The organism is Gluconacetobacter entanii (assembly GCF_003206495.1).
Taxonomy (GTDB): domain Bacteria; phylum Pseudomonadota; class Alphaproteobacteria; order Acetobacterales; family Acetobacteraceae; genus Novacetimonas; species Novacetimonas entanii.
Genome location: NZ_NKUF01000036.1, coordinates 1 through 26,843, shown reverse-complemented (window position 1 = coordinate 26,843; position 26,843 = coordinate 1). Strand labels below are relative to the sequence as shown.

Sequence of the window (26,843 nt, the reverse complement as noted above, 5' to 3'; positions counted from 1 at the left end):
CCTTCCATCAGGCGGTCCAGGAGGTCTTTATCAATGCTCATGCGGGGGCTCCTCTTCGAGCAATTTATCACCACACCGCACAAAATTCAGGATAGTCCCCCGAACGGACGATCAGGGCAGGATTTCGGTGCCTGCGAAGAAGAACGAGATTTCGTTCTTCGCGTTTTCCAGGCTGTCGGAGCCATGGACGGAGTTCGCTTCGATGCTTTCGGCGAACTGCGCGCGGATGGTGTGGGCCTCGGCCTTCTTCGGGTCGGTCGCACCCATCACTTCACGGTTCTTCGCCACCGCGTTTTCGCCCTGCAGCACCTGCACCACAACCGGGCCGGAGACCATGAAGGACACCAGGTCTTTGTAGAACGGGCGTTCCTTGTGCACTTCGTAGAACGCGCCAGCGGTGGCGGGCGTAAGCTGGATGCGCTTCTGCGCCACGATGCGCAGGCCCGCGTCCTCGAACACGGCATTGATCTTGCCGGTCAGGTTGCGGCGGGTCGCGTCGGGCTTGATGATCGACAGGGTACGTTCGACAGCCATGGAACTGGCTCCTTTAACTCAAATACATTGGTTCGACAGGACACGATGCCCGTCGAAGGGCAGGTGTCCCTGCCTCACGCCATCTAGAGCATATCGGTCAGGACTGGTAGGTACTACTGCGACGAATCCTGCCATCCGCGCCACATATTCCCGGAGTATCGCGTTTCGTGAGCCTGCTTGTCATATCCGACCTGACCCTTCGCATCGCTGGACGCACCCTTCTCAACGGGGCCAGCCTGACCATTGATCCCGGCCGCAAGGTGGGGCTGGTCGGGCATAACGGGGCGGGGAAATCGACGCTGCTGGCGGCAATCGCGGGGGATATCGCGCCCGATGGCGGGGAAATCCGCCTGTCGTCGCGCGCGCGCATGGCCCGCATCCGCCAGGAAGCCCCCACCGGGCATGGATCGCTGCTCGACACGGTGCTGGCGGGGGATACCGAACGCACCGCACTGCTGGCGGAGGCCGACAGCGCGACCGACCCGATGCGCATTGCCGACATCCATGAACGCCTGCGCGCCATCGACGCCCACAGCGCGCCCGCCCGCGCGGCGGGGATCCTGTCGGGGCTGGGGTTCGACATGGCGGCGCAGGCGCGCCCGGTTTCGGACTTTTCGGGCGGGTGGCGCATGCGCGTGGCGCTGGCGACGGCGCTGTTCCTCAATCCCGACCTGCTGCTGCTTGATGAACCGACCAACCATCTCGACCTTGAGGCGACGCTGTGGCTGGAGGGGTGGCTGGCGCGCTTTTCGGGTGCTGCCCTGATCGTCAGCCATGATCGCGGACTGCTGGACCGCGCGGTGGACGCCATCGCCCACCTTGATCGCGGCAAGCTGACGCTGACCCCCGGCGGGTATGAGGAGTTCGTGCGCATCCGCACCGAACAGGCCCTGCAGCAGGCGCGCATGGCCGAACGCATCAATGCCCGCCGCGCGCACATGCAGTCCTTCGTGGACCGCTTCCGCGCCAAGGCGACCAAGGCGAAACAGGCGCAGGCACGGCTCAAGGCGCTGGAGAAACTTCCGGTCATCGAATCGGTGGTCGAAGACGCGCCCAGCCAGTTCTCCTTCCCCGAACCCTCCCCCCTGCCGCCGCCGATGCTGACGATGGACCGGGTTTCGGTCGGGTATGGCGACACCACCATCCTGTCGAACCTGTCGCTGCGCATCGACATGGAGGACCGCATCGCGCTGCTTGGCGCGAACGGCAATGGCAAGTCCACCTTTGCCAAGCTGGTGGCCGGGCGGCTTGCGCCACAGTCGGGCACCCTGTCGCACAGTCCGCGCCTGCGCGTGGGTTATTTCGCGCAGCACCAGGCGGAGGAACTGCGCCCCGACGAAACGCCGGTCGATCACATGGCCCGCGCCCTGCCCGATGCGACACCCGTGGCGGTGCGCTCGCAACTGGCGCGCTTCGGGCTGGATGCGGCGCGCGCCGAAACGGTGACGCGCGACCTGTCGGGGGGGGAGAAGGCGCGCCTGCTGCTGGCGCTGGCCACGCGCGATGCACCGCACCTGCTGATCCTTGATGAACCGACCAACCATCTCGACCTCGACGCGCGCGACGCGCTGATCCGCGCGCTGGCGGAATTCGAGGGCGCGGTCCTGCTCATCAGCCATGACCCGCATCTTGTCGAACTGGTGGCCGACCGGCTGTGGCTGGTGGGCGATGGCGGGGTCCGCACGTTCGAAGGCGACATGGCGGAATATCGCGCGTGGCTGATCGAACGCGCCCGCGCCGCGACCTCCGGCGGCGACAGTGCGCGTCCTGCCCCCGCCCCCCGGCGCGAGGACCGGCGCGAACGTGCCGAGGCGCGCAAGGCGCTGGCCCCGCTGCGCCGGCGCATCCGCGACGCGGAAGCCCGCATGGCGAAGCTGGCGGCCGAACAGGCGAAAGTGGAGGCGCGTCTGGCCGATCCCACCCTGTATGAAGCGGCGGACAGCGCGGACGAAGTCACGAAGCTCAACACCCGCCTTGCCGCACTGCGCCGCGACCATGCGGCGGCGGAAGAGGACTGGCTGGCCGCGGAAACGGAACTGGAGGAAGCCGAGACCGAGTGAACGGCCGGAAGGGCTCCGAAAACCATTTCCGGGTCCTTGAGTGATGAAAATAAAAGTTTCCGGGAAAGCTTTCCCGAAAACTTTCAAATGATTTTCAGCCGGTCTTACACGCTTCCTTCATTCCGGGGACGGCATCTGTCGTTCCCGGCGGCGCCCTGCGTCCCATGCCAAAAAAATCGCCATCCCGCCGGGGCACCGGGCAGGTCCGTGCGTTTGACCTGAGCCCCTTGCGCATGCGGGGCAAAACGGTTCCGATTCCCCCCATAATCCACCAACCCATGGATATCTTTATGGCCTCTTCCACCACAGAGCATGATACCGGCCATGACACGGGCCACGACACCGCGCCGGAATCCCACGGCGATGCGGGTGACGACGCCCCGACCAACCCGCAGGCCGAACAGCTTGCGCGCATTCACCACCTGCTGCGCCTTGCCCTGACGATCACGGTACTGGTCGTGTCGATCTGGCTGGTGGGTGACGTGCTGATGGTGCTGTTCGCGGCGACCCTTGTGGCCGTGATCCTGCACAACCTGGCGCGCCATCTGGAACGGCGCACACGCATGCCTTACTGGATCGCGCTGAGCATTGTCGTGCTGACCATCATCTCCGCCCTGACCGCCCTGATCTGGAGCAGCGGCCCGGAGATTTCCGAACAGGCCATCCGCCTGCGCATGGCACTGAGCGAGCAGGCGCACACCCTGCGCGACCATATGGGTGACAGCACGCTGGGGCGCATGATCCTCGACAACCTGCCGACCTCCTTTGGCGGGAACGAACATTCCTCCGGCGGCAGCGGATTCGGCTCCATCGCCGGGTCGATGACCGGGTTCGTGACCTCCGCCTTCGGTGCGGCGGGCACGCTGGCGGTCATCCTGATCGCGGGGCTGTATTTCGCCATCTCGCCCGAAATCTATGTCAACGGCATGCTGCGCCTTGTGCCGCGCATCTACCGCATGCGCACGCGCGACCTGCTGCTGACGGCGGGACAGACGCTGTGGGCATGGACGGCGGGACAGGCGCTGGACATGACGGTGGTGGGACTGCTGTCGTTCATGGGGCTGTGGATCATTGGCGTGCCGCTGGCACTCGCCCTTGGGGTCGTGGCGGGGCTTGCGAACTTCATCCCCTATATCGGCGCGTTCGTCGGGGCGGTGCCCGCCGTGCTGATCGGCCTGTCGCAGGGCACGCGGGAGGGACTGACGGTGCTGGGCCTGTATGCCGCCATCCAGTTCTTCGAAGGAAACGTCATGGCGCCACTGATCCAGCGCCATGCCGTGAAGATGCCGCCCGGCCTGACCATCCTGTCGCAGACGATCTTCGGCACGATCCTTGGCATCCCGGGGCTGATCCTCGCCTCCCCGCTGACGGCGGCGCTGCTGGCGATGATGGACAGGGCCACGCCGAAACTGTCGGATGACGAGCGGGTCTGAACAGTCAGGAAAATAAAGTTGTAAAAGGTTTTGGGTGTCGCCTTTTTTCAGAAAGGCGACGTCTCCTGAAGCTTTTTGGAAAAAGCTTCACCAAAAACTTTTACTCTATGAACAGGTATTCCAGACGGGCCTATGCCAGCGTCGCGACATCGACATAGGCCATTCCTGCATTGCGGGCGGCGGTCATGCCTTCACGGCTGTCCTCGAAGACAAAGCAGTGTTCAGGCGCGACACCAAGGCGCTGGGCCGCCGCAAGGAACAGGTCGGGCGCGGGCTTGCCATGCGCCACGTCGTCAATGGTCAGCATGGCATCGAACAGGTGGTCGAGTCCCACGCGCGTCAGCGACGCCTCCACGATCCGGCGCGACCCGTTGGAGGCCACGGCCATCGGCAGGCGGCGGTGATATTCCCGCGCGATCGACGCCACGACCGAGATTTCCTCCAGGTCCACCAGCATGTCATGCAGGCTCTGCCGCGCGGTCGCGATGATCAGTTCGCGATCCACCGCAGCCCCAAGCCTGTCCTCGACGATATCGAGCACCATATGTTCCGACAGGCCCCCCTGCCCCCGGAACCATTCGCGCGAAATGGGCCGTCGGGTCACCTGCTCCAGCGTCGTCATCCACGCCCGCAGGTACAGCGGCAGCGTATCGACCAGCGTCCCGTCGCAGTCGAAGATCAGCGCCTTCACGCCCGGCGGCACGACACTCATGGAAAGGCGGACCGGGGATAGTCGAACTGGTTGGCCAGTTCACGTAGCGGGGCGAAGTCCTTGTCATTGAAATGATGGATCCGGATGACCGCGCCGGGCTTTTCCTCGATGAAGACGGTGTTGTTCCAGTCGGCGGCGCTGATCCCGGTCCACAGGGTAATGCGGAACGGCCCGGAATCCGCGGGCGCGCCGGACGCGTTGTCAACATGCGCCACCTGCATTTCCATCACGGCGTCCCCGCTCGACGGAGGGGTCTGGCCCAGCGGGCCCCAGCCCGATTTGTGCTCCGCCAGCCAGTCATTGAGCATCTTGACCTGTGCCGCGGTCAGGACCCGGTCCTTGCGCATCGGGCCGACGGACATCGTCCCTGACTGCAACTGCGGGAAGGTCAGCGGATGGAAATTGGGCATGGCCATCGACCACAGCCCCGCGGCCGTACCAATCGTGATGACCAGGAACCCGATCAGCAGGGCTGTCTCGCGTCTCATATGTGTCTGTTCTCCCTGGCGCGTGGATATGCGCCGTGTGCCACGGGACGCGCGGACGCACGCCCCATCACTGCCGGATCACGCGGCAGGCCGCGATATTGTGATCCAATACCGCAAATCCCCCGTCCGCGACCACCCTGCCAATGGCGGGACAGACGCGCGCCCGCGCCATCCCCACACGCCATTTTCAACCGTCGTCACGCACCGCATACGGCGGCCACGACCCGCGCCACGTCATGATCCGTCAGCACGGAATGCAGCGGCAGGGCAAGGATACGGCGCGACAGATCTTCCGACACCGGCAGGAATACGCCGTCATGATGCGGCCGGTATGCAGGCTGAAGGTGCAGGGGCATGGGGTAATAGACGGCGCTTGCGACATTGCGGGCCTTCATCTGTTCCTGAAGCGCCGCGCGGTCCTGCGCATCGCGCGTCAGCACGGAATAGATCGCCCACGCCGATTCGCTGTCGGGCACGCGCGCGGGCGGGACGACGCGCCGGGCAATGCCCGCGTCATAGGCCTGCGCGATCTCGCGCCGGCGCTTCAGGTCGTTATCGAAGATATCCATCTTCGCCAGCAGCACGGCCGCCTGCAGCGTATCGAGGCGCGCATTCATGCCCGTGCGCAGGACCTCGTAACGGGTCTTGCCCTCCCCATGGCTGCGCAGGGAGCGGTAGAGTTCCGCGCGCTCCGGGTCATCGGTCAGGATCGCGCCCGCATCGCCATAGGCGCCAAGCGGCTTTGACGGGAAGAAGGACAGCGTGGTCGCCGCCGCCTCCCGCCCAAGCTTCCGGCCCGACAGGCTTGCGCCAAAGGACTGCGCGCAGTCGGCCATCAGGAACATGTCCTCCGCCGTGGCGATGGCGCGCAGTTCGGGCCATGGCGCGGGCTGCCCGAACAGGTCCACGCCGATGATCGCGCGCGGGCGCAGCCTGCCCTGCGCACGGACATGGGCGATGCGTGCGCGCAGGCTGGCGGGGTCGATCTGGAACGTATGGGGATCGACATCGACGAAAACCGGCGTCGCCCCCAGCACCAGCGGCACCTCCGCCGTGGCGGTATAGGTGAAGGCGGGCAGGAACACCGCATCGCCCGGACCGACTCCTTCGGCCATCAGGACGACCTGGATCGCATCCGTGCCCGAGGACACGCCCACGCAGGCGGCGGCCCCGGCATACGAAGCCAGCCGTTCCTCAAGCTCGGAGACTTCCGGCCCCATGACGAAGCGGCAGTGCTTCATCACGGCATCGATGCGCGCGCGCAGGTTGGGGCCGATTTCCTCCTGCTGTCGGGCCAGGTCCAGAAAACCGATCGGTTTTTCAGCCGGGGAGGTCATGACACATTCCTTTCGCGGTCGGTCCGTCGGGCTGGCGCCGTGTGGTCGCCACGCTGTCCCGTATGGACGAATTCAGGCACAAGCTCCTTGAGCAGCGCAAGCGCGGTCCGGTCGTCGCCCGCCATGCACGCCCCTACAATCGCATCCATGATAGACGTCGCCAGCGCAAGGTCCACCGTGCGCGGCGTTGCCATGCGCAATCCGCTGCAGCCGGTGGGACGCGGTACCTCGCGCTGGTGGAACAGGTCCTCGGACAGTTTTTCGCCCCGGCGCGCGCCGGTGAAGCGGATCTCGATATCCTGGCCGGGCCGCAGGCCGGCAAGGACGATCATCTGGTGCGCAAGATCGACGATGCGCACTGGCTGTCCCATGTCGAGGACGAAAATCCCCCCCATGCGCAGCATGTCGTCGATCTCCACCTCGCCGGGGCGGCTGTCCAGTCCGCAGGCGCTGGCCTGCAGCACGAGGGCCACGGCCTCCGCCACGGTCATGAAATAGCGTTCCATGTCCGGGTCGGTGATCGTCAGCGGGCCGCCGCGTTCGATCTGGTGGCGGAACAGGGAGACGACCGACCCGGCCGAGCCCAGCACGTTGCCAAAGCGCACGGTGATGCAGCGCAGGTCCGTCCCGTCACGGCGCGCCACGATGTCGAGTGCCTGGCAGTACATCTCCGCCACGCGCTTGGACGCGCCCATGATGCTGGAGGGATTGACGGCCTTGTCGGTGGAAATCTGCACCATGGCGCGCGTGCCGTGCCGCCGTGCCGCGTCGGCGACCACACGGCTGCCCTCGATATTGGTCAGCAGCCCTTCGCACGGATTGTCCTCCACCATCGGGACATGTTTCAGCGCGGCGGCATGGAAGACCAGTTCGGGGCGGTACTGCGCGAACACCTGCCCGATACGCTGCGGGTCGCGCACATCGGCGATCACGATATGGCGTGGCACCTGCGGGGCCTGTTCGGACAGGTCCACGTCAATCCGCCACAGCGCATATTCCCCGTTATCGAGCAGGATCAGGCTGGCGGGCGCATAGCGGGCGATCTGGCGCACAAGCTCCATGCCAATGGACCCGCCCGCCCCTGTCACCAGCACGCGCCGCCCACGCAGCATCTCCGCCAGGCGCCCGAAATCGGGGGCGACAGGGGGGCGGTTGAGCAGTTCCTCGATCTCGACGGGGTAAAGCTCGCTCCATTCCGGGGCGGTGACCGCCGCGATATCAGGCATGCGGCGGACCTGCACGCCATGCGCCTGCGCGGTGCGCAGCACGGTGGCCAGCGCGGTTCCCTTGCAGCACGGATCAACGACCAGCAACGGTGACGCTTCCGCATCCCTATGGCACAGGCGCGCCAGCACGGTATCGAGTTCATCCACCGTGCCCAGCACGGGCACGCCATGGATCCGCCGCCCCCGGCGGTGCGCGCCATTGACGACCATTCCGGTCACGGCCATCGCCGCCGACGCCGCATGCATGAACAGGTCAGCGCTGCGCCCGTCCGCGACCAGCACGACGCGGTACTGCCCGGCCTGCCCCCCGCGCGCCCGACGCTGCTGGCGCCATAGTCGCCAGCGCTGGTAGGTCAGGCGACTGCCGACCAGCATGACCAGCAGGACAAGCCCGTGGATGACGGGCAAAGCCGGTCCCGGCACCCCATGGCCAGCAAGGGCCATGCCCGTGACATACAGGAACACCGCCAGGGCCGCCGCCCACGCCAGCCGCCAGAAATCCGCCGCCCCGGAAAAGCGCCAGTGCTGCTGTGCAATGCGAAAGGGCATCCCCGCCGCCAGCAGCGCCGCGCCACCGGGCAGCATCACGCGCCAGTCCCACGCCAGGCCGCCACCCGGATGGTCCAGCCACTGCGCGCACGGCACGGCACAGGCCCCGATACAGAAATCGAGACTGATGTTCACCACGATCGCCTTGGCCGTAAGGAACCGGTGGACAAGCGCGTCAGGCCTGAGGGATTGCACAACCATTGCCCCTCCCCCTATAGCCCAGCAACGAAAGCGCCCAAAGGAAAGATCATGTCCCAAAGCGTAAAGTCGGCCCGGTAATGCACAGGTCACTGCCGTTCATGGTGCTTCTGGTGGCGATCGGGGCGGTCTCCATGCTGCTGGTACGGATCATGGTCCGCGTGCGCGTGCTGGACCATCCCGTCGCACGCAGCGCCCACAGCGTGCCCGTCCCGACCGGCGGCGGCATCGGCATCATGGCCGCGTTCATGGCGGGGATGCCGGTTGCCGGCGCGATATGGGGATCCGGGACGCAACGGCCCGCGTCAGGGCATTTTGGCACGGCCGGGTTTATCGGCGCGCTGGCGCTGCTGTGCCTTGTTTCATGGTACGACGACCTGCGTCCGCGCCCGGTGGCCGTCAAGCTGCTGGCGCAGTTCGCCGCCGCCATGGTGATCGTGGCCTGCTTCCCGCCCCTCGCCATAACCTCCACGGCCGCGACGCTGCTGCTGGCCATCGGCAGTGTCGTGTGGCTGGTGTTCATGGCGAACTGCGTGAATTTCATGGACGGGATGAATGGCCTTGTCTCCGGCACGTCGCTGTGCGCGTACCTGATGCTGCCATGGCTTGCTCCCGCGCCCGTGGCCGCCACCGTCATTCCCATCGCCGGGAGCATGGCCGCCGCGATCGCGGGATTCCTGCCGTTCAATTTCCCCCGCGCCCGGATTTTCATGGGTGATGTCGGCAGCCAGGGATGCGGGATGGTGCTGGGTACGCTCGGCCTGCTGCTGGCGCATGGCGGGCATGGCGGATGGGCGGTCATGCCGCTGCTGATGTCCGGACTGCTGTGTGATGTCACCTTCACGCTGCTGCGCCGGTGGCGTGCGGGCGAGTCGATCGTGACCGCGCACCGGGGCCACCTGTACCAGGTTGCCCATCGCAGCGGCCTGCCCTGCACGCTGCTGTCCCCGCTGGCATGGGGGATGTGCCTGTGGGGCGGCGCGCTTGCGTGGCTGCTTCGCCATGGCGGGATCCCGGCATGGGCCGCCTTCGCCCTTGCGGCCGCGACACAGGCGGCATGGGCGGGATATGTCCGCCACCGTGTCCGCACCCATCCCGTCGGCCGGTGGTAGGCCACGCCAGCCATGGCCACGAACGCCAGCGAAATGCCAGCAGATACAAAAACAGGGACCGGCCGCGATGGCTGGTCCCTGCTGTCATGCGATCCGATCCCGGCGAAGGCCGGCAGGATTATTTGGCGAGGGTGATCTTCATGCCCTGTGCCGCCGCGGCAAGGCGTCCGCCCTTGCTCTGCGTCACCAGCTTGATCTTCACCCCGTTGGGATTGCTCAGCACGATGCCGCCCACGCCCGAACCCGCCGTGGCCTCGCCGTTGACGGCGGCATAGCTGCCTTCGAAATCCTTGACGGCGTGCAGGTTATAGACCTCGCCACTGCCCGTAACCTTGGAATATCCGACGGCGGCGACCGAACCGCCATCAATACGGAAACGGTAGGTATGGTGCTGGAACGTCAGGCGACCCGAACCCCATGTCCGGCCAATCCCGATATCGGCGGACTGAACCTTGATCGTGACATGTCCCACAGGTGTTCCAAGCGCGTCATCGGCATGGGCGACTGCACCAAGAAGGGGCAGCGCCATCAGGCCTGCTGCCGCCGCGCGGGTTACCATGCGAATCATCGAATTCTCCTGTCCGTTACCGTCTCAAGAACCATAGCCCCTGCATAATGCGCCGCACGGGCCAAGGTTGCACCGCGCCCCGCCGCCATCATGGATGCATGATCAGCCCGCGCGACGCATGCGCGCATCCATGCTGCGCACGCGCGCCTTGCGCACGGTGGCCTCGGCTTCGCGATCCTGCTGCGGGGCGCTGACCTCGTTCACGATGGCCACCAGGTCACGCAGGTAGTACTTGCCCTCGATCGTGCGGTGGATCAGGACGGAGCGGCCATCCATGTGGTCACGCACCCGCTTGACCAGCTTGAGGTCCTCCAGCCGGTCCAGCGCGCGCGTGATCGCGGGCTTGGAGACCTTCAGGTCCGCCGCAAGGCCGCGCACGGTATGCGGGCCTTCCTGCTGGTAGCAGGTCAGAAAGACCCCCAGCTGGCGCGCGGACAGATCCGGGCCATCGCGCCGCACCATCGAGACGATGGTATCGCGCAGGACGTTGATCATGGAATCCGAACCTGATGACTGTGCCATCATTTCAATCCTTGTTCTGCTGTCCATGGCCGGACCGGGGCGAAGACTCCGCACCCGGCCAGGACATGGGATAAGATGGTGTTGCACATATAATTGGCAATTACGGCATATATAAGTCGCAGAATGCAAATTAGTTTCCGGATCGGATCGTTACATCACTGTCCCATTATGTCCTCGATATTAAATATTTTTAATATCCCTCCATAAGTAGCTCTTAAACAAAGACTTTCCCCACCCTCCGGACGACCGGGCCGTGCGGAATCATTCCATCCATACGTGTCGATATGAGCCCAGCGCACACCAGTTTTGACAAAATTCTGCAAAAACAGGGCGGCCGTTACGGCCCCGGCCATCGGTCGGGATGAAATATTGTTCATATCTGCCACCGGACTGCGCAGCCATGCGCGGTACCCGTTCCACAGGGGCAGGCGCCACATCGGGTCCGCGCACATGTCCCCCGCCGCCAGCAGGTCCACCGCCACCGCGTCGTCATTGCTGAACAGCGCGGGCAGGTCCGGCCCCAGCGCCACGCGCGCGGCCCCCGTCAGCGTCGCGGCGTCAAGCAGCAGGTCGGGGGCGGAGTCGCAGGCCTCGCTCAGCAGATCGCACAGCACAAGCCGCCCTTCGGCGTCGGTATTGCCGACCTCCACCGTCTGTCCCGAACGCGTGACGATCACGTCGGACGGCCGCATGGCGTGGCCCGACACGCTGTTTTCGACACAGCCCAGGCGCAGTTCCAGCCGCAGCGGCAGGTCACGCAGCATAATGAGCCGTGCCAGGGCGAGCATCAGCGCCGCGCCGCCCATGTCTTTCTTCATCCGCAGCATGGAGGACGCGGGCTTGATGTCATATCCGCCCGTATCGAAACACACCCCCTTGGCCGCCAGCGACAGCAGCGGCGCGGTCGCGTCGGCCGCACTGCCGCGCCATTCGGCCACGACGACGCAGGGGGGACGGTCCGACCCCATCCCGACATGGGCGACGGTGGGATAGGCCGCCTGCAATGCCTCCCCCGTGACGACACGCACCTGCGCGCCCAGCGGTTCCAGCGTGGTCCGCGCCGCCCGTGCCAGGTCATCGGGTCCCATCAGGTTGGGTGGCGTATTGATCAGGTCACGCGCCTGGCACATGCACGCCGCCACCTGCGCCGCGCCAATGGCCCGCGGCGTCACGACCAGACGCGCCTGCGCTCCGGTATCGGGTTGCGTGCGGCCGAATGCGGGCATGCGGTACCCGCCCAGACAGAAGCCAAGGACGATATCATCCGCCGTCACCCCCGCCGGGGCCTGCACGCGCCACGCACCGGCGGGCAGGTGCGCCGGCAGTGCGCCATACACGAACGGGTCGCAGGCCTCGTCCTGCGGACCATCGCCCAGGCCCAGCAATGCCGCGTCCACCCCCTTTTCCCCCGGCAGCAGCAGCACCTGCCCATGGGTCGCGCCAAATCCGGCATCGGTGGCGAACGCCGCCGCCGCCCCACCGATCAGGTCCGCAAGCTGCGGCAACTGCGCGGGCCGCAGCGCATGGACCACGCGTACCGGCGGGTCGCCTGCCGCCGCCTCTGGCAGCAGGCAGGGAAAATCCTCAAATGTCATGACATTGCCCTTTCAGGTCATTTGTCCCAGCGTGCGTCCGCCACGCGCGGCATGCAACCTGTCAGGCGTGATATGCTGGTTTTGCTTGCATTTGCCCGCCACTCGCCAGAGCATGCGGATATGACGGGTGTACCCACGGGGGCTGGCCCCCTTCATTCCGCCGCCGGACGCGCGACCGGCATTTCGTCCTCCGCGCAGGTGCGCGCCGTACTCGGCCCCACCAACACCGGAAAGACGCATCTGGCCATCGAACGGATGCTGGCGCATGCCAGTGGCATCATCGGCTTTCCGCTGCGCCTGCTCGCACGCGAAAATTATGACCGCATGGTCGCGCGCAAGGGCGTGGGCAAGGTCGCGCTCATCACCGGCGAGGAAAAGATCATCCCTCCCGATGCGCGCTGGTTTTCGTGCACGGTGGAGGCCATGCCCCTCGACCGGCGGGTGGCGTTCGTCGCGGTCGATGAAATCCAGCTCTGCGCCGATCCCGACCGCGGGCACATCTTCACCGACCGCCTGCTGCATGCGCGCGGGCAGGTGGAGACGATGTTCCTTGGCGCCGACACCATCCGCCCGCTGCTGCGCCGTCTGGTGCCGGGAATCGAGATCGACCACCGTCCCCGCCTGTCGCACCTGGGACATATGGGGGCGAGCAAGCTGACACGCCTGCCGCCACGTTCGGCCATCGTCGCCTTCTCCGCGGCCGAGGTCTATGCCATTGCCGAACTGATCCGCCGCCGCCGTGGCGGGTGCGCGATCGTGATGGGGCAACTCTCCCCGCGCACGCGCAATGCGCAGGTCGCGCTGTACCAGAACAAGGAGGTGGACTACCTCGTCGCGACGGATGCGATCGGGATGGGGCTGAACATGGACGTCAACCATGTCGCCTTCGCCAGCCTGTCCAAATTCGACGGCACGCGCATGCGCCCCCTGACCCCGGCGGAAATCGCGCAGGTGGCCGGGCGCGCGGGGCGTGGCCTGCGCGATGGCACGTTCGGCACCACCGGGATGTGCCGCCCCCTGTCCGAGGAGGTCGCCGAAGCGGTGGAGGAACACCGTTTCGACCCGCTGACGCGCCTGTCATGGCGCAACAGCGACCTTGATTTCTCCAGTCCCGACGCACTCCTGACAAGTCTCGGGCGCTCCCCGCCACGGCCCGAACTGACGGCGGGGCACGAGGCGTCGGATGTGCTCGCGCTGGCAAACCTTGCCGCCAGCCCCGAAATCCGCACCCTTGCCCGTTCACGCGCGGCAACGCGCCTGCTGTGGGAAGCCTGCCAGATCCCGGATTTCCGCAAGCTGGGCGATGACAGCCATATCCGGCTGTGCGCGCGAATCTTCTCCCACGTCATCCGCGACGGACGGGTTCCCCCCGCATGGATGGAAGGGCAGATCGCCGCCTTCCTGCGGCCGGAAGGCACGATCGATTCCCTGATGCACCGCCTGTCGGGCATCCGTGTCTGCGCCTATGTCGCCGCGCGCCCCGACTGGCTGCGCAATGCCGAATACTGGCAGGAGCGCACGCGCGATGCGGAAAACCAGTTGTCCGACGCGCTGCATGCGCAACTGACCGCGCGTTTCGTGGACCGCCGCGCCGCAACCCTGATCCGGCGGCTTGATGAAGGCAGTGCGGACGACCTGCTGTCTGCCGTCACGGCACAGGGCGAGGTGCTGGTGGAGGGGCATCCCGTCGGGCGTATTGCCGGGCTGGACCTGATGGCCGATGGCATTGACGCGCCGGATGGCCGCCTGCTGATGCGCGCGGCGCGACGGGCGGTACGCACCGAAATCCCGCGCCGCGTGCATGTGCTGGCCCATGCGCCCGACTCCTGCTTCGATATTGCGCAGGACGGGCGACATCTGATGTGGGAGGGCGTGAATGTCGCCCGCCTGCGCCGTGGCCATGACCTGCTGCATCCAAGGATCGAGGTGCTGGACAACCCGCTGCTGGACAATGTGCAGCGCGAACGCATCCGCGAACGCCTGCAGCAATGGCTGGAGCGCCATGTGCGCGACGTGCTGGCCCCGCTGTTCGCGGCACAGGCTGCGGTGCCCGACGACCCGGCATTGCGCGGAATCGTGCATCGCCTGATGGAAGATGGCGGCGTCACCCCACTGCACCGTGACGAGGCGCGTTCGCGCGTCCTGCACGGGCATCTGGGCCGTCTGGGCATCCGCATGGGGCATCTGGCGCTGTTCATGCCCGCGCTGATGAAACCGCGCTGCATGCGCCTGCGCGCCATCCTGACCTGCGCGCATATGGAGACGGACATCCCCGAACTGCCGGCCGCCAGCGTGATTTCCGTCCCCCATGACCTGCTGCCCGCGACATTCATGGACCGCATGGGCTGGATGCGCGCGGGGCCGGTGCGTATCCGCGCCGATATCGGGGAAAAGCTGGTCACCGAACTCACACGGCAGACCCGGCATCATCCCGTGCCGCTGTCGAACGCCCTTGCCTCGCGCCTGAGCATCCGGCGTGACGCGGTCCTGGCCGTGCTCAAGGGTCTGGACATCCATGTCCGCCCGGCGCGCCCGATGCCGCCGGCGCAGTTCGGTCCCCCTGCCCCCGTCATGCTGATGGGACGCCTGCGTCACAGGCCCGCGCACACGGCCCCCCGGACCGTCCCGTCGCGGGCAGCCGCCCCTCCCGCAGGGAACCGCAGGCCCCATCCCGCCGCACGTGGCGGACATGATGCGGGGGATCATCCCTTTGCAGCCCTGGCCGTGCTGAAGGTGCGTCAGTCATGAGCCGCAAGGGGGCACGGGAGGCCGGACCGGGGGAAGACACCCCGCAGGTCCAGCGCCTTGACCTGTGGCTGTGGCATGCCCGTTTTGCGCGGAGTCGTAATGACTGCGCGGAATTCATCGCGGCGGGACAGGTGCGCATCAATCGCCAGCGCACGGTGAAGGCCCACGCACAGGTGCATCTGGACGATATCCTGACACTGCCCGCGCCCGACCGGCGCAGCGTCATGGTCATTCGCGTGACAGGCTTCGCCCGTCGTCGTGAGGGCGCGTCTGCTGCACGGATGTTATATGACGTTATTCCAGAAATTGATGAAAAGCATCGCACATAGCCCACATCGCCACGGATTATTCATTTGTGGGCGTCTTTGACTTGCCACAATGGCAAAACCCTCTCATATCTTCGGCCATTCCGGATGAGGTTTTCTGCCCTGGCTGGCGCCCTCATCTCATGTCCCTGGCTGAAGATATACTGCTTTGGCCTGCAAATAATGATCGGAGATAGGCGATGACCTATGTGGTCACCGAAAACTGCATTCGCTGCAAATTCATGGATTGCGTCGAGGTCTGCCCCGTCGACTGCTTCTATGCTGGTGAAAACTTCCTGGTAATCAGCCCGGACGAATGCATCGATTGCGGCGTGTGCGAACCGGAATGCCCGGCCGAGGCGATTTTCCCCGACAGCGACGACCGCGCCACCGCATGGGCGGAAATCAACGCCAAATATGCAGGCGTATGGCCCAACATCACCCGCAAGGGCGAACCCCCCGCCGATGCGGAAGAATGGAAGGACAAGCCCAACAAGGCTGAACTGCTGTCGCCGGAACCCCAGAAATAAAACTGATCCGGTAACACCGTTCCATCAAAAAGGGCCGGCGAGGAAATCCTCGCCGGCCCTTTTTTTCGACCAATGGTTTCTTCAACCGCTGTCCGGATACCCCGAAGGATATCCGGACCGTGCTGATATCGCTTAGCGCGACATCATGTTGATCGAGGTGTCGTGCATGATGAAGACCGTGCCGCCAACCAGGATCAGAACCGTCACGACCGTGAAAGCAAAGGCCATGACATTCCAGCGCTGTTCGGACGAACCGTTCATGTGCAGGAAGAAGATCAGGTGAACGACGATCTGCACCACGGCCAGGAGCGTGATCGCCCCCATGGTTCCGGACGGTGAGAACGTATGCGCCATCACCAGGCCGAAAGCCGCAGCCGTCAGCAGGACAGAAATCACGAACCCGGTGAGGTAAGACCCTACACTCCCGTGGCTCTCGCCTGAGGCGGATGTATGTGCATCAGACATCAGACCACACTCATCAGATAGACAAAGGTGAAGACACAGATCCAGACGATGTCCAGAAAGTGCCAGAACAGGCTGAGGCAGGTGAGCTTGCCAATCATGCGCTCGTTCAGCTCGGTCTTGCCAGCCGTCTGGAACAGCAGGACCGCCATCCACAGCAGGCCGCAGGTGACATGCAGACCATGCGTGCCAACCAGCGTGAAGAACGACGACAGGAACGCGCTGCGATCCGGGCCGTTGCCTTCGGCAATCATGTGAGTGAACTCACGGATTTCCATGAACAGGAAGCCCAGGCCCAGCAGGAAGGTAACCCCCAGCCAGACCCGCATCGTGCTGATCTTGTTCTCGTGTGCGGCGATCATGCCGAAACCGTAGGTGATGGAGCTGAACAGCAGGATCGCCGTTTCAATTCCCACACCCGACAGTTCAAAGACCTCATGACCATTCGGTCCGCCGTTGAACTGGGTCCGCAGCGCCGCGAACACAGCAAACAGCGTGCCGAAGATGATGCAGTCCGTCATCAGATACAGCCAGAACCCGAACACCACGGGAGATTCGTGGTGTTCTTCGTGGGCGTGGGCCGCATCAGCAGTAATATTATGCGCCATTATTCTGCTGCCTGTGCTGCCATAAGGTTGTGGGTGTGTTCGTTTTCAATGCGGACAACCTCGGAAACCGGCACATAGTAGTCGACATCGTTGTCGGACGAACGTGCGATCACCGTCGCGATGACGCCAATCAGACCAACAGCTGCCAGCCACCAGATCCACCACACAGCGGCAAAGCCAAGGATGAAGCTGAACGCACCGATCAGGAAACCACAGGCCGTGTTCTTCGGCATATGGATGGGCTGGTAATCACCACCCGCATTGCGCGTGTCGATACCGGCTTCCTTGTCGTGGGCAAACGCATCCAGTTCATGAACAACCGGCAGGATCGCGAAGTTGTAGAACGGCGGAGGCGAAGACGTGGACCATTCCAGCGTGCGCGCATTCCAGGGATCACCCGTCATGTCGCGGTTTTCAGCCAGGTTACGATCACGGATCGAAACATACAGCTGCGTCAGCTGGCACACGATACCCAGGGCGATCAGGACCGCACCGAATTCCGCGATCAGCAGCCAGGGATGCCACGCGGGGTTGTCGTAGTGGTTCATACGACGGGTCATGCCCTCGAAGCCAAGGACATACAGCGGCATGAACGCGAAGTAGAAGCCAACGAACCAGAACCAGAACGCCCGCTTGCCCCATGCTTCGTTCAGCTTGAAGCCGAAGGACTTGGGGAACCAGAAGTTCATGGCCGCGACGTAACCGAAGTACACGCCACCGATAATCACGTTATGGAAGTGGGCGATAACGAAGAGACTGTTATGCAGCACGAAGTCCGAAGCCGGGATCGCAAGCATAACGCCGGTCATGCCACCGATGGAGAAGGTGATCATGAAGCCGATGACCCAGTACATGGTCGCGTGGAATTCGACGCGGCCCTTATACATGGTGAACAGCCAGTTGAAGATCTTCACGCCCGTCGGGACCGCGATGATCATGGTCATGATGCCAAAGAACGCGTTGACGTTCGGGCCGGCACCCATGGTGAAGAAGTGATGGACCCACACAACCAGCGACAGGACCATGATGGACGCCGTGGCGTAAACCATCGTCTTGTAGCCGAACAGCGGCTTGCGGGAGAAGGTCTGGGTGATTTCGGAGAAGGCACCGAAAGCAGGCAGCACCAGGATGTACACTTCGGGATGGCCCCAGCCCCAGATCACGCTCAGATAGAGCGTCTGGTTGCCGCCGCCGTCGTTGGTGAAGAAGTGCATGCCCAGGTAACGGTCAAGACCCAGCAGACCCATCGCAACGGTCAGGATCGGGAAGGCCACCATGATCAGCACGGTCGTGCAGAAGATGGTCCAGGTGAAAACCGGCATCCGCATGTAGTCCATGCCAGGCGCACGCATCTTCACGATGGTCGTGAAGAAGTTCACACCCGTCAGCAGCGTGCCAACACCCGACAGCTGAACCGCCCAGATGTAGTAGTCGACGCCGACGCCAGGGCTGAACTGCTGTTCGGACAGGGGCGGATACGCCAGCCAGCCGCACTGCGAGAACTCGCCGATGAACAGGGAGACGTTGACCAGCAGGAAGCTGATGGTCGTCATCCAGAAGCTCAGCGTGTTCACGAAGGGGAAGGCAACGTCGCGCGCACCGATCTGCAGCGGAACCACGATGTTCATCAGACCCTGCATGAACGCCATGGCCATGAAGAAGATCATGATCGTGCCATGGGCGGAGAAGATCTGGTCATAGTGATGCGGCGGCAGGTAACCGGGGTTCCCGGCATAGGCCAGCGCAAGCTGCGAACGCATCATGATGGCGTCGGCAAAACCACGGAACAGCGCAACCAGCGCGACCACGATATACATGACGCCAATGCGCTTGTGATCGACCGAGGTCAGCCACTCACGCCACAGGTAACCCCATTTGCCGTAATAGGTAATCAGCCCCAGAACAGCCAGCCCCGCGATCGCGACACCGATAAAGGTTCCAACAAGAATCGGCACATCGATAGGAATGGCCGACCAGGTTAATTTTCCTAACATCTGTCCTATTCCTTCATATTCATGTCGGACATTGCGGACTGCTGCATGTGCAGCATTTTGCCGGTGCTCTTATCCATTACCATGCCGTTGTTGTACTTGGCAACGATATCGTCAAACAGAGTCGCATCGACATGCGAGAAGTACTCGACCGGGTTCGCCTCGCTCGGGGCGGCCAGCTTGGGATAGCTTGCGCTGTCCAGCTGCTCGGACGAAGCCTTCACCTTTTCCACCCACGCGCTGTACTGATCCGCCGGCATTGCCAGCGCACGGAAACGCATGTCGGAGAAGCCGCGGCCACTAAAGTTAGAGGATTCACCCTGGAAATCGCCAGCTTCGTTTGCAATCAGGTGAAGCTGCGTCTGCATGCCCGCCATGGCGTAGATCATGGTGCCAAGCTGCGGGATGAAGAACGAGTTCATCACGGAATCAGAGGTAATCCGGAAATCAACCGGCGTATTCACCGGCATTGCCATCTGGTTGACCGTGGCGATCCCCTCATCCGGATAGATAAAGAGCCACTTCCAGTCCAGGGCCACCACTTCGACGTGGATCGGCTTGACGTTCGCTTCGGCCTCAAGCGGCTTGTACGGGTCAAGCGAATGGCAGGTCTGGTAGGTCAGCACAGCCAGGAACAGGATGATCAGGCTGGGAACGGCCCAGATGACCACCTCGATCTTGTTGGAATGCGACCATTTCGGCAGGTACTCGGCCGAGGTGTTGGACTGGCGGTAATGCCAGGCAAACCACAGCGTCAGGATACATACCGGAATGACCACCAGCAGCATCGCTACGGTGGAGGTCAGGATCAGGCTTTTTTCCTGGACCCCGATCACACCCTTGGGGTTCAGCGTATCCCAATCGCATCCCGCCAGGAGGGCTGCGGAGGACAAGCACATTAATTTCGATAATCTTGGCAAGATTTTTTTCTTCATCTCACGCCTCGTTGGTTTCGACATCACCCTATTTCGCTCACATCCTCGCTTCATCCACGGGCACTAACAACAACGGTCACGTTATACGCACGCCACGGGCCATGCATCTGCATTCGTGCAGGCAACAACGTCCCACAACAGCGACATCGCGCCTTCGTCAACTCCCGAAAATCAAACATATGGTTTTTTTCGGTTTGCATCTGTCATGAGTTGGTTGCCGACCGGCTGACCATGATTTCGATCAATCCAGCCCATCAGATATCAATCCTGGTTTCTATCAGGGCAGATCGGACCGGTAATCGCGATGCCGTCCTGTGTCTTGAAGCGTACCTTTTTCGTGCCGTATTCCCTTTCATATGTTTTCTCTATTCAAGGGTTATCCGACCTGAACCCCTCCATAAGCAAGTCTTCACATAATATTTCAATAGATTTCAAAGAAGGGGGAATATCTTATTTTTTTACACAAAAACAATGCATTAACCGTTTCTCTCGTGCATCACACTCTTGTCAACTAACTGTTTCTCATAATGAATAAGTCTTATTTCGAACAACGTTTGTTCCATAACGCCCTGAAATGTTCCCATTGTGTTCGTACTTCGCCCATATCGGAGCCACGACATGAAAAAAGCCCGCCACTTTCGTGACGGGCTGATCTGCCTGAGTCTTTCATATCCATTCCCGACATGGCCCGCAGGAACAGGCCGGGAGCATGTGAAGCATCTTCAGTCGTTGTTGTTGTTACGCACACCCATGAACTGTAGCAGGAACTGGAACAGGTTGATGAAGTTGAGATACAGGTCCAGCGCGTCATAAACCGCGCGGCGGGCCGCCATATCCGGCCCTTCATAGGCCGCGAACTGCTGGTAGTTGAACTTGATGCGCTGCGTATCGAACATGGTCAGCCCGATGAACAGCAGCACGCCAACCACGCTGTAGATGAAATAGACGGCCGGGCTGTGCAGGAACAGGTTCACGAGTCCGGCGATCACCAGACCGAACAGTCCCATCATCAGGAACGAGCCAAAGCGGGTCAGGTCGGCGCGCGTGGTGTAGCCCCAGATGGACATCGTGGCGAAGGTCGCCGCCGTGATGAAGAACACCCGCGTAATCGACACCCCGGTGAACACAAGGAAGATGTTGGCCAGACTGCAGCCCATCACCCCGCAGAACAGCCAGAACAGCGCCTGCACCGCCTGCAGCGACAGGCGCGTCACGCCAAAGGACATCACCAGGACGAATCCCAGCGGGGCGATCATCGCCAGCATGCCCAGTCCGGTCGGGCGGAAGATATCGCCCCCGGGCGTCTGCACCGCCTGATAGAACACGGACTGCAACGCGGCATTGTGTGCGATCAGGTAGGCAACCAGCCCCGTCAGCACCAGCCCCGAAGTCATCCAGTTATAAACGCGCAACATATAGGTCCGCAGTCCCATGTCGATGGAACTGGCGGCACCATTTGCCGTAGGTCTGGCAAAAGTTCGCGAATCCGGGCCAAAAGCCATTTCAAGTTTCCTTCATTCACGTCGTGCGAACGCGTCATCCCTGAATGTGGGGCATCCTATAGAGGCTTCAAGAACGTTCGCGTGGCCAACACATTAAAAGATGGCAACACATGCCCCCTGCCCGGACATGATACCCGGCAAAGGCCACTACGTCATAGATACGTACATTAGTATATAGTACAGCCTGACATCATCTGGCCCGGCAGACGGGGCAATACTCCCGCACGTCACCCCGCGGCTGGCATCTTCCACCCCATCTGCCTGACTGGTCCGCCTGATGAGACTTTTCATTGCCCTCGGAATCCCCCACCCCCTTTCAGCACGCCTGGCGGAGCTGCGCGGCAGCCTTGCCGAGGTGAACTGGGTGCCGCCGGAAACCTACCACCTCACGCTGCGCTTCATCGGGGAGGTCACGGACCGGCACCTGATGGAGGACATCCACCACGCGCTCTCGGCCATCCGTGCGCCATCCTTCGACCTTCTTGCCGATGGGCCGGGCCTGTTCGAACGCCCCGCGGCACCCGCGACGCTGTGGATGGGAGTCGTCCGGAACGAGTCCCTCCTCCATCTCCAGCGCAAGGTGGATACCGCCATGCGGCGTGTCGGGCTCGATGACCGGCGGCGGCGGTTCGTGCCACACATCACCCTTGGCTCCATCCCCCATCCTGACCCGGCGCGACTGGCGCCATGGCTGGGGCGTCATGGCCTGGCCGATGGCGCGGCGACCACCATCGAGGCCTTCTCCCTCTACAGTTCGCTACGGGGCAAGGAGTCTCCCGTCTATGAGGTGCTGGAGGATTACACCCTGAGTCCCTGACGCAGGGTTGCATCACTTTCGAAACAAGTGCCCGTTCGATACCGCCTGGTCACATATTTTACGAATATATGAAATGCATATGTGGCATATAAAGTTACCGGCAAATGACCTGCCACCTGCGGCCAGAAGGGAAAATATCCTTTAAAAACAGGAACATTTCAAAAGATTACACGCAGGTCATCTTGTGCGAATCATTGCTTATACGACACCTTGTTCACAACTTAGTGATCCTGAACACTAAAATGTCAGAAGACGTATGTAATCCCGCCGGTATGTTCGGATGAAACGGACTACCTGCTTTTTCTCCCTGTCGAAGGCCGGTTTTTCAATCCCTTGGGGACGTGTAGTGACTGGAGCCGGATTTGTGGCTCCGCTCCTGCCCCTTGAAATGAAAAGCCTCCTGCGGCGGAAAGTTGCAGCGGCGGCGTCCCGAATTCGAAACCGTTAGTTTTCTGAGGACATCACATATGATTTCTGCCGTTTTCGGAAAAAGACGTTCTCTGAGCAGAACGCTTACAGCCGGAACGATATGTGCGGCTCTCGTCTCCGGCTACGCCAACATGGCATTTTCCGCTGATGAGGGTCAGGGCCAGACGGGCGAGGCGATCATCCATGCGGATGACCATCCCGGCGACTGGATGACCTATGGTCGCACATATTCTGAACAGCGCTATAGCCCGCTGGATCAGATCAACCGTTCCAATGTCGGAAACCTCAAGCTGGCCTGGTATCTCGACCTTGATACCAACCGTGGCCAGGAAGGCACGCCGCTGGTTGTCGATGGCGTCATGTACGCCACCACCAACTGGAGCATGATGAAGGCGATCGACGCCGCCACCGGCAAGCTGCTGTGGTCCTATGACCCGCGCGTGCCCGGCAACATCGCCGACAAGGGCTGCTGCGACACCGTCAACCGCGGTGCGGCGTACTGGAATGGCAAGGTCTATTTCGGCACGTTCGATGGCCGCCTGATCGCGCTGGATGCCAAGACCGGCAAGCTGGTCTGGAGCGTGAACACCATTCCCCCCGATGCCGAACTCGGCAAGCAGCGTTCCTATACGGTTGACGGCGCCCCGCGCATCGCCAAGGGCCGCGTGATCATCGGTAACGGTGGTTCCGAATTCGGTGCCCGTGGCTTTGTCACCGCGTTCGACGCAGAAACCGGCAAGGTTGACTGGCGCTTCTTCACGGTTCCCAACCCCAAGAACGAGCCTGATCACGCAGCATCCGACAGCGTGCTGATGAACAAGGCCTACCAGACCTGGAGCCCGACCGGCGCCTGGACCCGCCAGGGTGGCGGCGGCACCGTGTGGGATTCCCTTGTCTATGACCCCGTGACCGACCTGGTCTACCTGGGCGTGGGTAACGGCTCCCCGTGGAACTACAAGTACCGTTCCGAAGGCAAGGGCGACAACCTGTTCCTGGGCAGCATCGTCGCGCTGAAGCCTGAAACCGGCGAATATGTCTGGCATTTCCAGGAAACGCCGATGGACCAGTGGGACTTCACCTCGGTCCAGCAGATCATGACGCTTGACCTGCCGATCAACGGTGAAACCCGCCACGTCATCGTCCATGCGCCGAAGAACGGCTTCTTCTACATCATCGACGCCAAGACCGGTGAGTTCATCTCCGGCAAGAACTACGTCTATGTGAACTGGGCCAGCGGCCTTGATCCGAAGACGGGTCGTCCGATCTACAACCCCGACGCGCTGTATACGCTTACGGGCAAGGAATGGTACGGCCTCCCGGGCGATCTGGGTGGACACAACTTCGCCGCCATGGCCTTCAGCCCCAAGACGGGCCTGGTCTACATCCCGGCGCAGCAGGTTCCGTTCCTGTACACCAACCAGAAGGGTGGCTTCCTTGCGCATCATGACAGTTGGAACCTTGGCCTTGACATGAACAAGGTCGGCATCCCCGATTCCCCCGAAGCGAAGGCTGCCTTCGTGAAGGACCTGAAGGGCTGGATCGTTGCATGGGATCCGCAGAAGCAGGCCGAAGCATGGCGTGTTGACCACAAGGGCCCGTGGAACGGTGGTATCCTGGCGACCGGTGGTGACCTGCTGTTCCAGGGTCTGGCGAACGGTGAATTCCACGCCTATGACGCCACCAACGGCACGGACCTGTTCCACTTCGCAGCGGACAGCGGCATCATCGCCCCGCCTGTGACCTACCTTGCCAAGGGCAAGCAGTATGTTGCGGTTGAAGTGGGCTGGGGCGGCATCTATCCGTTCTTCCTCGGTGGCCTCGCGCGCACCAGTGGCTGGACGGTCAACCACTCACACGTGATTGCCTTCTCGCTCGACGGCAAGGCCGGTCCGATGCCCAAGCAGAACGACCAGGGCTTCCTGCCGGTGAAGCCGCCTGAAAAGTTCGATGCAAGCCGCACCGATAACGGATACTTCCAGTTCCAGACCTATTGCGCGAGCTGTCACGGCGATAACGCCGAAGGCGCTGGCGTGCTGCCTGATCTGCGCTGGTCCGGTTCGATCCGCCACAGCGACGCGTTCTATAACGTTGTTGGTCGCGGTGCCCTTACCGCCTACGGCATGGATCGCTTCGACGGCAACATGAACCCGAACGAGATCGAGGATATTCGCCAGTACCTGATCAAGCGTGCGAACGAAACCTACCAGCGGGAAGTTGATGCGCGGAAAAACGCAGCCGGTATCCCCGAGCAGCTGCCGTAATCCCGTTTTTTTCAATTTTTCGCATCAACGCGACGCATGATGGTGAACATAATGATCAACAGGCTTAAGGTGACTTTCGGCGCGGCAGCGCTTAGTCTGCTGGCTGGCACAGCATTGGCGCAGACGCCCGATGCCGAGCTGGTCCAGAAGGGGGCATATGTCGCAAGGCTGGGTGACTGCGTGGCATGTCATACGGCCCTGCATGGAACGGCATATGCCGGCGGGCTCGAAATCAAGAGCCCGATCGGGACAATCTACTCCACGAACATTACCCCCGATCCGACGTACGGTATCGGCCGCTATACTTACGAGGAATTTGACGAAGCCGTTCGTCATGGCATCCGCAAGGATGGTTCCACGCTGTATCCGGCGATGCCCTATCCTTCCTTCTCCCGCATGACGAAGGAAGATACCCGCGCCCTGTATGCATATTTCATGCATGGCGTGCAGCCGGTGGCGCAGCCGGACAAGCAGCCCGAGATTTCGTGGCCGATGTCCATGCGCTGGCCGCTGTCGATCTGGCGCATGATGTTCTCTCCCTCGCCCAAGGATTTCACGCCGGCTCCCGGTACGGATCCTGAGGTCGCACGGGGCGAATATCTCGTGACGGGCGCCGGGCATTGCGGTGCGTGTCATACCCCGCGTGGCTTTGCCATGCAGGAAAAGGCCCTGGATGCTTCGGGTGGTCCCGACTTCCTGGCCGGTGGCGCACCGATCGACAACTGGGTCGCCCCGAGCCTGCGTAACGACCCGAACGTGGGTCTGGGACGCTGGTCCGAGGATGACATCTACCTGTTCCTGAAGTCCGGCCGTATCGATCATTCGGCTGTCTTCGGCGGCATGGGCGATGTCGTGGCGTGGAGCACGCAGTACTTCACCGACGACGACCTGCACGCCATCGCGAAATACCTGAAGAGCCTGCCGCCGGTTCCGCCGTCACAGGCCCCCTACAGCTATGACGCGACAACGGCGAACACGCTGGCTTCGGGCAACATCTCCAGCATTCCTGGCGCCGATACCTACGTCAAGGAATGCGCCATCTGTCACCGTAACGACGGTGGTGGCGTGCCGCGCATGTTCCCGCCGCTGGCTGGCAACCCGGTTGTCGTGACCGACGACCCGACCTCGCTGGTGAACGTGATTACGCATGGTGGCGTCCTGCCGCCGAGCAACTGGGCACCGTCCGCCGTGGCGATGCCGGGTTACAGCAAGTCGCTGTCGGCTCAGCAGATCGCGGACGTCGTCAACTTCATCCGCACCAGCTGGGGCAACAAGGCGCAGGGCACCGTCACTGCCGCCGACGTTACCAAGCTGCGCGACACGGGGGCCCCGGTCTCCAGCGCGGGCTGGAACTCCACCAGCAGCGGATGGCTTGTCTTCCAGCCGCAGCCTTATGGCCATGGCTGGACGTTTGCACCGCAGACGCACACCGGCGCAGACAACGCGCAGTAAGGCTGACTGGTTTCATACCGGTCGTGACTACCAGGGACCGCCGCAGACATTGTCTGCGGCGGTTTTCTTATGCGCGCCAATCGTCCACACTGCGCCCACAGACAGTCACGAAGACAGGGAAAGCCCCATGCAGCGCATCGTTGTCCTGACTGGCGCAGGAATAAGCCAGGAATCAGGCCTCCAGACCTTTCGGGGGGAAGACGGGCTGTGGAACCACGAACGGATTTCCGACATCTGCACCCCCGAAGGATTTGCACGTGATCCCCTGCGGGTGGACCGGTTCTATAACGGGTTGCGCGCCGAGACTGTGTAGAATTTTGTGCGGTGGCACTTTTTCAGGCCATTGGGAAACGATCATCGAACATGATGGCGAGCTGGCATCTGACAGCATACCATTCGCTCACTGAGCGCTTCCACTCTGAGGAGGTAGCATTGAGCGCCAGGTAAATCAATTTTGCTGCGGCCTCGT

General features: G+C 62.7%; 22 protein-coding genes and 1 pseudogene. 10 read left to right on the top strand and 13 right to left on the bottom strand.

The features are described from left to right. Window positions 1-111: 111 nt before the first annotated feature. Window positions 112-534: a nucleoside-diphosphate kinase gene (gene ndk, locus CFR72_RS12870; RefSeq protein ID WP_110914326.1), complete on the bottom strand. Its 423-nt coding sequence runs from the start codon at window positions 532-534 to the stop codon at window positions 112-114. Between the two features lie 167 nt (window positions 535-701). On the opposite strand from ndk, the gene CFR72_RS12865 reads away from it, so the two are divergent. Further along, window positions 702-2,594 (top strand): ABC-F family ATP-binding cassette domain-containing protein, encoded by a 1,893-nt coding sequence (locus CFR72_RS12865; protein ID WP_110914325.1) that lies wholly within the window; start codon window positions 702-704, stop codon window positions 2,592-2,594. A 290-nt stretch (window positions 2,595-2,884) separates the two neighbouring features. Continuing rightward, window positions 2,885-4,027 (top strand): AI-2E family transporter, encoded by a 1,143-nt coding sequence (locus CFR72_RS12860; RefSeq protein ID WP_227744542.1) that lies wholly within the window; start codon window positions 2,885-2,887, stop codon window positions 4,025-4,027. Window positions 4,028-4,157: 130 nt separating this feature from the next. Here CFR72_RS12860 and CFR72_RS12855 read toward each other — a convergent pair whose 3' ends face one another. From CFR72_RS12855 to CFR72_RS12840, 4 genes are all read right to left on the bottom strand, one after another. Then, the gene (locus CFR72_RS12855) at window positions 4,158-4,739 is read right to left on the bottom strand and encodes an HAD family hydrolase (protein ID WP_110914324.1); all 582 of its coding nucleotides are present in this window, start codon (window positions 4,737-4,739) and stop codon (window positions 4,158-4,160) included. Then, window positions 4,736-5,227, bottom strand: coding sequence for a hypothetical protein (locus tag CFR72_RS12850; RefSeq protein ID WP_110914323.1), 492 nt, complete (start codon window positions 5,225-5,227; stop codon window positions 4,736-4,738). The genes CFR72_RS12855 and CFR72_RS12850 overlap by 4 nt, the downstream gene beginning before the upstream one ends. Window positions 5,228-5,424: 197 nt before the next feature. After that, window positions 5,425-6,564, bottom strand: coding sequence for a DegT/DnrJ/EryC1/StrS family aminotransferase (locus CFR72_RS12845; RefSeq protein ID WP_110914322.1), 1,140 nt, complete (start codon window positions 6,562-6,564; stop codon window positions 5,425-5,427). Further along, the gene (locus tag CFR72_RS12840; RefSeq protein ID WP_110914321.1) at window positions 6,561-8,540 is read right to left on the bottom strand and encodes a nucleoside-diphosphate sugar epimerase/dehydratase; all 1,980 of its coding nucleotides are present in this window, start codon (window positions 8,538-8,540) and stop codon (window positions 6,561-6,563) included. The genes CFR72_RS12845 and CFR72_RS12840 overlap by 4 nt, the downstream gene beginning before the upstream one ends. 98 nt (window positions 8,541-8,638) lie before the next feature. Between CFR72_RS12840 and CFR72_RS12835 the strand changes: the two genes are divergently transcribed. After that, window positions 8,639-9,649 carry an MraY family glycosyltransferase gene (locus tag CFR72_RS12835; RefSeq protein WP_167400388.1) on the top strand — a complete coding sequence of 337 codons (1,011 nt, stop codon included), beginning with the start codon at window positions 8,639-8,641 and terminating at the stop codon, window positions 9,647-9,649. A 118-nt stretch (window positions 9,650-9,767) separates the two neighbouring features. Here CFR72_RS12835 and CFR72_RS12830 read toward each other — a convergent pair whose 3' ends face one another. The 3 genes from CFR72_RS12830 to CFR72_RS12820 form a co-directional block, all read right to left on the bottom strand. After that, window positions 9,768-10,208 (bottom strand): hypothetical protein, encoded by a 441-nt coding sequence (locus CFR72_RS12830; RefSeq protein WP_110914319.1) that lies wholly within the window; start codon window positions 10,206-10,208, stop codon window positions 9,768-9,770. 111 nt (window positions 10,209-10,319) lie between these two features. After that, entirely contained in the window at window positions 10,320-10,742 is a 423-nt protein-coding gene (locus tag CFR72_RS12825) for a MarR family transcriptional regulator (protein WP_110914318.1), read from the bottom strand. Window positions 10,743-10,894: 152 nt separating this feature from the next. Further along, complete coding sequence (locus CFR72_RS12820; RefSeq protein WP_110914317.1) at window positions 10,895-12,334, bottom strand: leucyl aminopeptidase family protein; 1,440 nt, start codon at window positions 12,332-12,334, stop codon at window positions 10,895-10,897. Between the two features lie 120 nt (window positions 12,335-12,454). Here CFR72_RS12820 and CFR72_RS12815 point away from each other — a divergent pair, with 120 nt between their 5' ends. The 3 genes from CFR72_RS12815 to fdxA all read left to right on the top strand — a co-directional run bounded on the left by CFR72_RS12815 (window position 12,455) and on the right by fdxA (window position 15,917). Further along, complete coding sequence (locus tag CFR72_RS12815; RefSeq protein ID WP_110914327.1) at window positions 12,455-15,082, top strand: helicase-related protein; 2,628 nt, start codon at window positions 12,455-12,457, stop codon at window positions 15,080-15,082. Continuing rightward, entirely contained in the window at window positions 15,079-15,411 is a 333-nt protein-coding gene (locus tag CFR72_RS12810; protein WP_110914316.1) for a S4 domain-containing protein, read from the top strand. Before CFR72_RS12815 ends, CFR72_RS12810 begins: the two co-directional genes overlap by 4 nt. A 176-nt stretch (window positions 15,412-15,587) precedes the next feature. Beyond that, window positions 15,588-15,917, top strand: coding sequence for a ferredoxin FdxA (fdxA, locus tag CFR72_RS12805; protein ID WP_110094041.1), 330 nt, complete (start codon window positions 15,588-15,590; stop codon window positions 15,915-15,917). 132 nt (window positions 15,918-16,049) lie between these two features. On the opposite strand, the gene cyoD is transcribed toward fdxA, so the two are convergent. From cyoD to CFR72_RS12780, 5 genes are all read right to left on the bottom strand, one after another. Further along, window positions 16,050-16,382, bottom strand: a complete 333-nt coding sequence (cyoD, locus tag CFR72_RS12800) for a cytochrome o ubiquinol oxidase subunit IV (RefSeq protein WP_110914315.1) — start codon at window positions 16,380-16,382, stop codon at window positions 16,050-16,052. Beyond that, window positions 16,382-16,987, bottom strand: coding sequence for a cytochrome o ubiquinol oxidase subunit III (cyoC, locus tag CFR72_RS12795; RefSeq protein WP_110914314.1), 606 nt, complete (start codon window positions 16,985-16,987; stop codon window positions 16,382-16,384). Before cyoC ends, cyoD begins: the two co-directional genes overlap by 1 nt. Next, window positions 16,987-18,981: a cytochrome o ubiquinol oxidase subunit I gene (gene cyoB, locus CFR72_RS12790; RefSeq protein WP_110914313.1), complete on the bottom strand. Its 1,995-nt coding sequence runs from the start codon at window positions 18,979-18,981 to the stop codon at window positions 16,987-16,989. Before cyoB ends, cyoC begins: the two co-directional genes overlap by 1 nt. A gap of 5 nt (window positions 18,982-18,986) precedes the next feature. Beyond that, window positions 18,987-19,913, bottom strand: a complete 927-nt coding sequence (gene cyoA / locus CFR72_RS12785; protein ID WP_167400022.1) for a ubiquinol oxidase subunit II — start codon at window positions 19,911-19,913, stop codon at window positions 18,987-18,989. A gap of 722 nt (window positions 19,914-20,635) precedes the next feature. Next, window positions 20,636-21,415, bottom strand: coding sequence for a Bax inhibitor-1/YccA family protein (locus CFR72_RS12780; RefSeq protein WP_167400386.1), 780 nt, complete (start codon window positions 21,413-21,415; stop codon window positions 20,636-20,638). 277 nt (window positions 21,416-21,692) lie between these two features. On the opposite strand from CFR72_RS12780, the gene thpR reads away from it, so the two are divergent. The 4 genes and pseudogenes from thpR to CFR72_RS12760 all read left to right on the top strand — a co-directional run. Continuing rightward, on the top strand, window positions 21,693-22,232 hold the full coding sequence (gene thpR / locus CFR72_RS12775) for an RNA 2',3'-cyclic phosphodiesterase (protein ID WP_110914311.1): 540 nt from the start codon (window positions 21,693-21,695) through the stop codon (window positions 22,230-22,232). Window positions 22,233-22,699: 467 nt separating this feature from the next. Next, the gene (locus tag CFR72_RS12770) at window positions 22,700-24,922 is read left to right on the top strand and encodes a PQQ-dependent dehydrogenase, methanol/ethanol family (RefSeq protein ID WP_110914310.1); all 2,223 of its coding nucleotides are present in this window, start codon (window positions 22,700-22,702) and stop codon (window positions 24,920-24,922) included. 51 nt (window positions 24,923-24,973) lie between these two features. Then, window positions 24,974-26,374, top strand: coding sequence for a c-type cytochrome (locus CFR72_RS12765; RefSeq protein ID WP_208630043.1), 1,401 nt, complete (start codon window positions 24,974-24,976; stop codon window positions 26,372-26,374). A gap of 127 nt (window positions 26,375-26,501) precedes the next feature. Next, window positions 26,502-26,675 (top strand): annotated as a pseudogene (locus CFR72_RS12760) (Sir2 family NAD-dependent protein deacetylase); the annotation flags it as partial. Window positions 26,676-26,843 lie beyond the last annotated feature (168 nt).

What these genes read in the sequence shown, in the direction of transcription:
- ndk (WP_110914326.1), bottom strand. Translation starts at nt 534, where the DNA reads ATGGCTGTCGAACGTACCCTGTCGATCATCAAGCCCGACGCGACCCGC.
- CFR72_RS12860 (WP_227744542.1), top strand. Translation starts at nt 2,885, where the DNA reads ATGGCCTCTTCCACCACAGAGCATGATACCGGCCATGACACGGGCCAC.
- CFR72_RS12855 (WP_110914324.1), bottom strand. Translation starts at nt 4,739, where the DNA reads ATGAGTGTCGTGCCGCCGGGCGTGAAGGCGCTGATCTTCGACTGCGAC.
- CFR72_RS12850 (WP_110914323.1), bottom strand. Translation starts at nt 5,227, where the DNA reads ATGAGACGCGAGACAGCCCTGCTGATCGGGTTCCTGGTCATCACGATT.
- CFR72_RS12845 (WP_110914322.1), bottom strand. Translation starts at nt 6,564, where the DNA reads ATGACCTCCCCGGCTGAAAAACCGATCGGTTTTCTGGACCTGGCCCGA.
- CFR72_RS12840 (WP_110914321.1), bottom strand. Translation starts at nt 8,540, where the DNA reads ATGGTTGTGCAATCCCTCAGGCCTGACGCGCTTGTCCACCGGTTCCTT.
- CFR72_RS12835 (WP_167400388.1), top strand. Translation starts at nt 8,639, where the DNA reads ATGGTGCTTCTGGTGGCGATCGGGGCGGTCTCCATGCTGCTGGTACGG.
- CFR72_RS12830 (WP_110914319.1), bottom strand. Translation starts at nt 10,208, where the DNA reads ATGGTAACCCGCGCGGCGGCAGCAGGCCTGATGGCGCTGCCCCTTCTT.
- CFR72_RS12825 (WP_110914318.1), bottom strand. Translation starts at nt 10,742, where the DNA reads ATGATGGCACAGTCATCAGGTTCGGATTCCATGATCAACGTCCTGCGC.
- CFR72_RS12820 (WP_110914317.1), bottom strand. Translation starts at nt 12,334, where the DNA reads ATGACATTTGAGGATTTTCCCTGCCTGCTGCCAGAGGCGGCGGCAGGC.
- CFR72_RS12815 (WP_110914327.1), top strand. Translation starts at nt 12,455, where the DNA reads ATGACGGGTGTACCCACGGGGGCTGGCCCCCTTCATTCCGCCGCCGGA.
- CFR72_RS12810 (WP_110914316.1), top strand. Translation starts at nt 15,079, where the DNA reads ATGAGCCGCAAGGGGGCACGGGAGGCCGGACCGGGGGAAGACACCCCG.
- fdxA (WP_110094041.1), top strand. Translation starts at nt 15,588, where the DNA reads ATGACCTATGTGGTCACCGAAAACTGCATTCGCTGCAAATTCATGGAT.
- cyoD (WP_110914315.1), bottom strand. Translation starts at nt 16,382, where the DNA reads ATGTCTGATGCACATACATCCGCCTCAGGCGAGAGCCACGGGAGTGTA.
- cyoC (WP_110914314.1), bottom strand. Translation starts at nt 16,987, where the DNA reads ATGGCGCATAATATTACTGCTGATGCGGCCCACGCCCACGAAGAACAC.
- cyoB (WP_110914313.1), bottom strand. Translation starts at nt 18,981, where the DNA reads ATGTTAGGAAAATTAACCTGGTCGGCCATTCCTATCGATGTGCCGATT.
- cyoA (WP_167400022.1), bottom strand. Translation starts at nt 19,913, where the DNA reads ATGAAGAAAAAAATCTTGCCAAGATTATCGAAATTAATGTGCTTGTCC.
- CFR72_RS12780 (WP_167400386.1), bottom strand. Translation starts at nt 21,415, where the DNA reads ATGGCTTTTGGCCCGGATTCGCGAACTTTTGCCAGACCTACGGCAAAT.
- thpR (WP_110914311.1), top strand. Translation starts at nt 21,693, where the DNA reads ATGAGACTTTTCATTGCCCTCGGAATCCCCCACCCCCTTTCAGCACGC.
- CFR72_RS12770 (WP_110914310.1), top strand. Translation starts at nt 22,700, where the DNA reads ATGATTTCTGCCGTTTTCGGAAAAAGACGTTCTCTGAGCAGAACGCTT.
- CFR72_RS12765 (WP_208630043.1), top strand. Translation starts at nt 24,974, where the DNA reads ATGATCAACAGGCTTAAGGTGACTTTCGGCGCGGCAGCGCTTAGTCTG.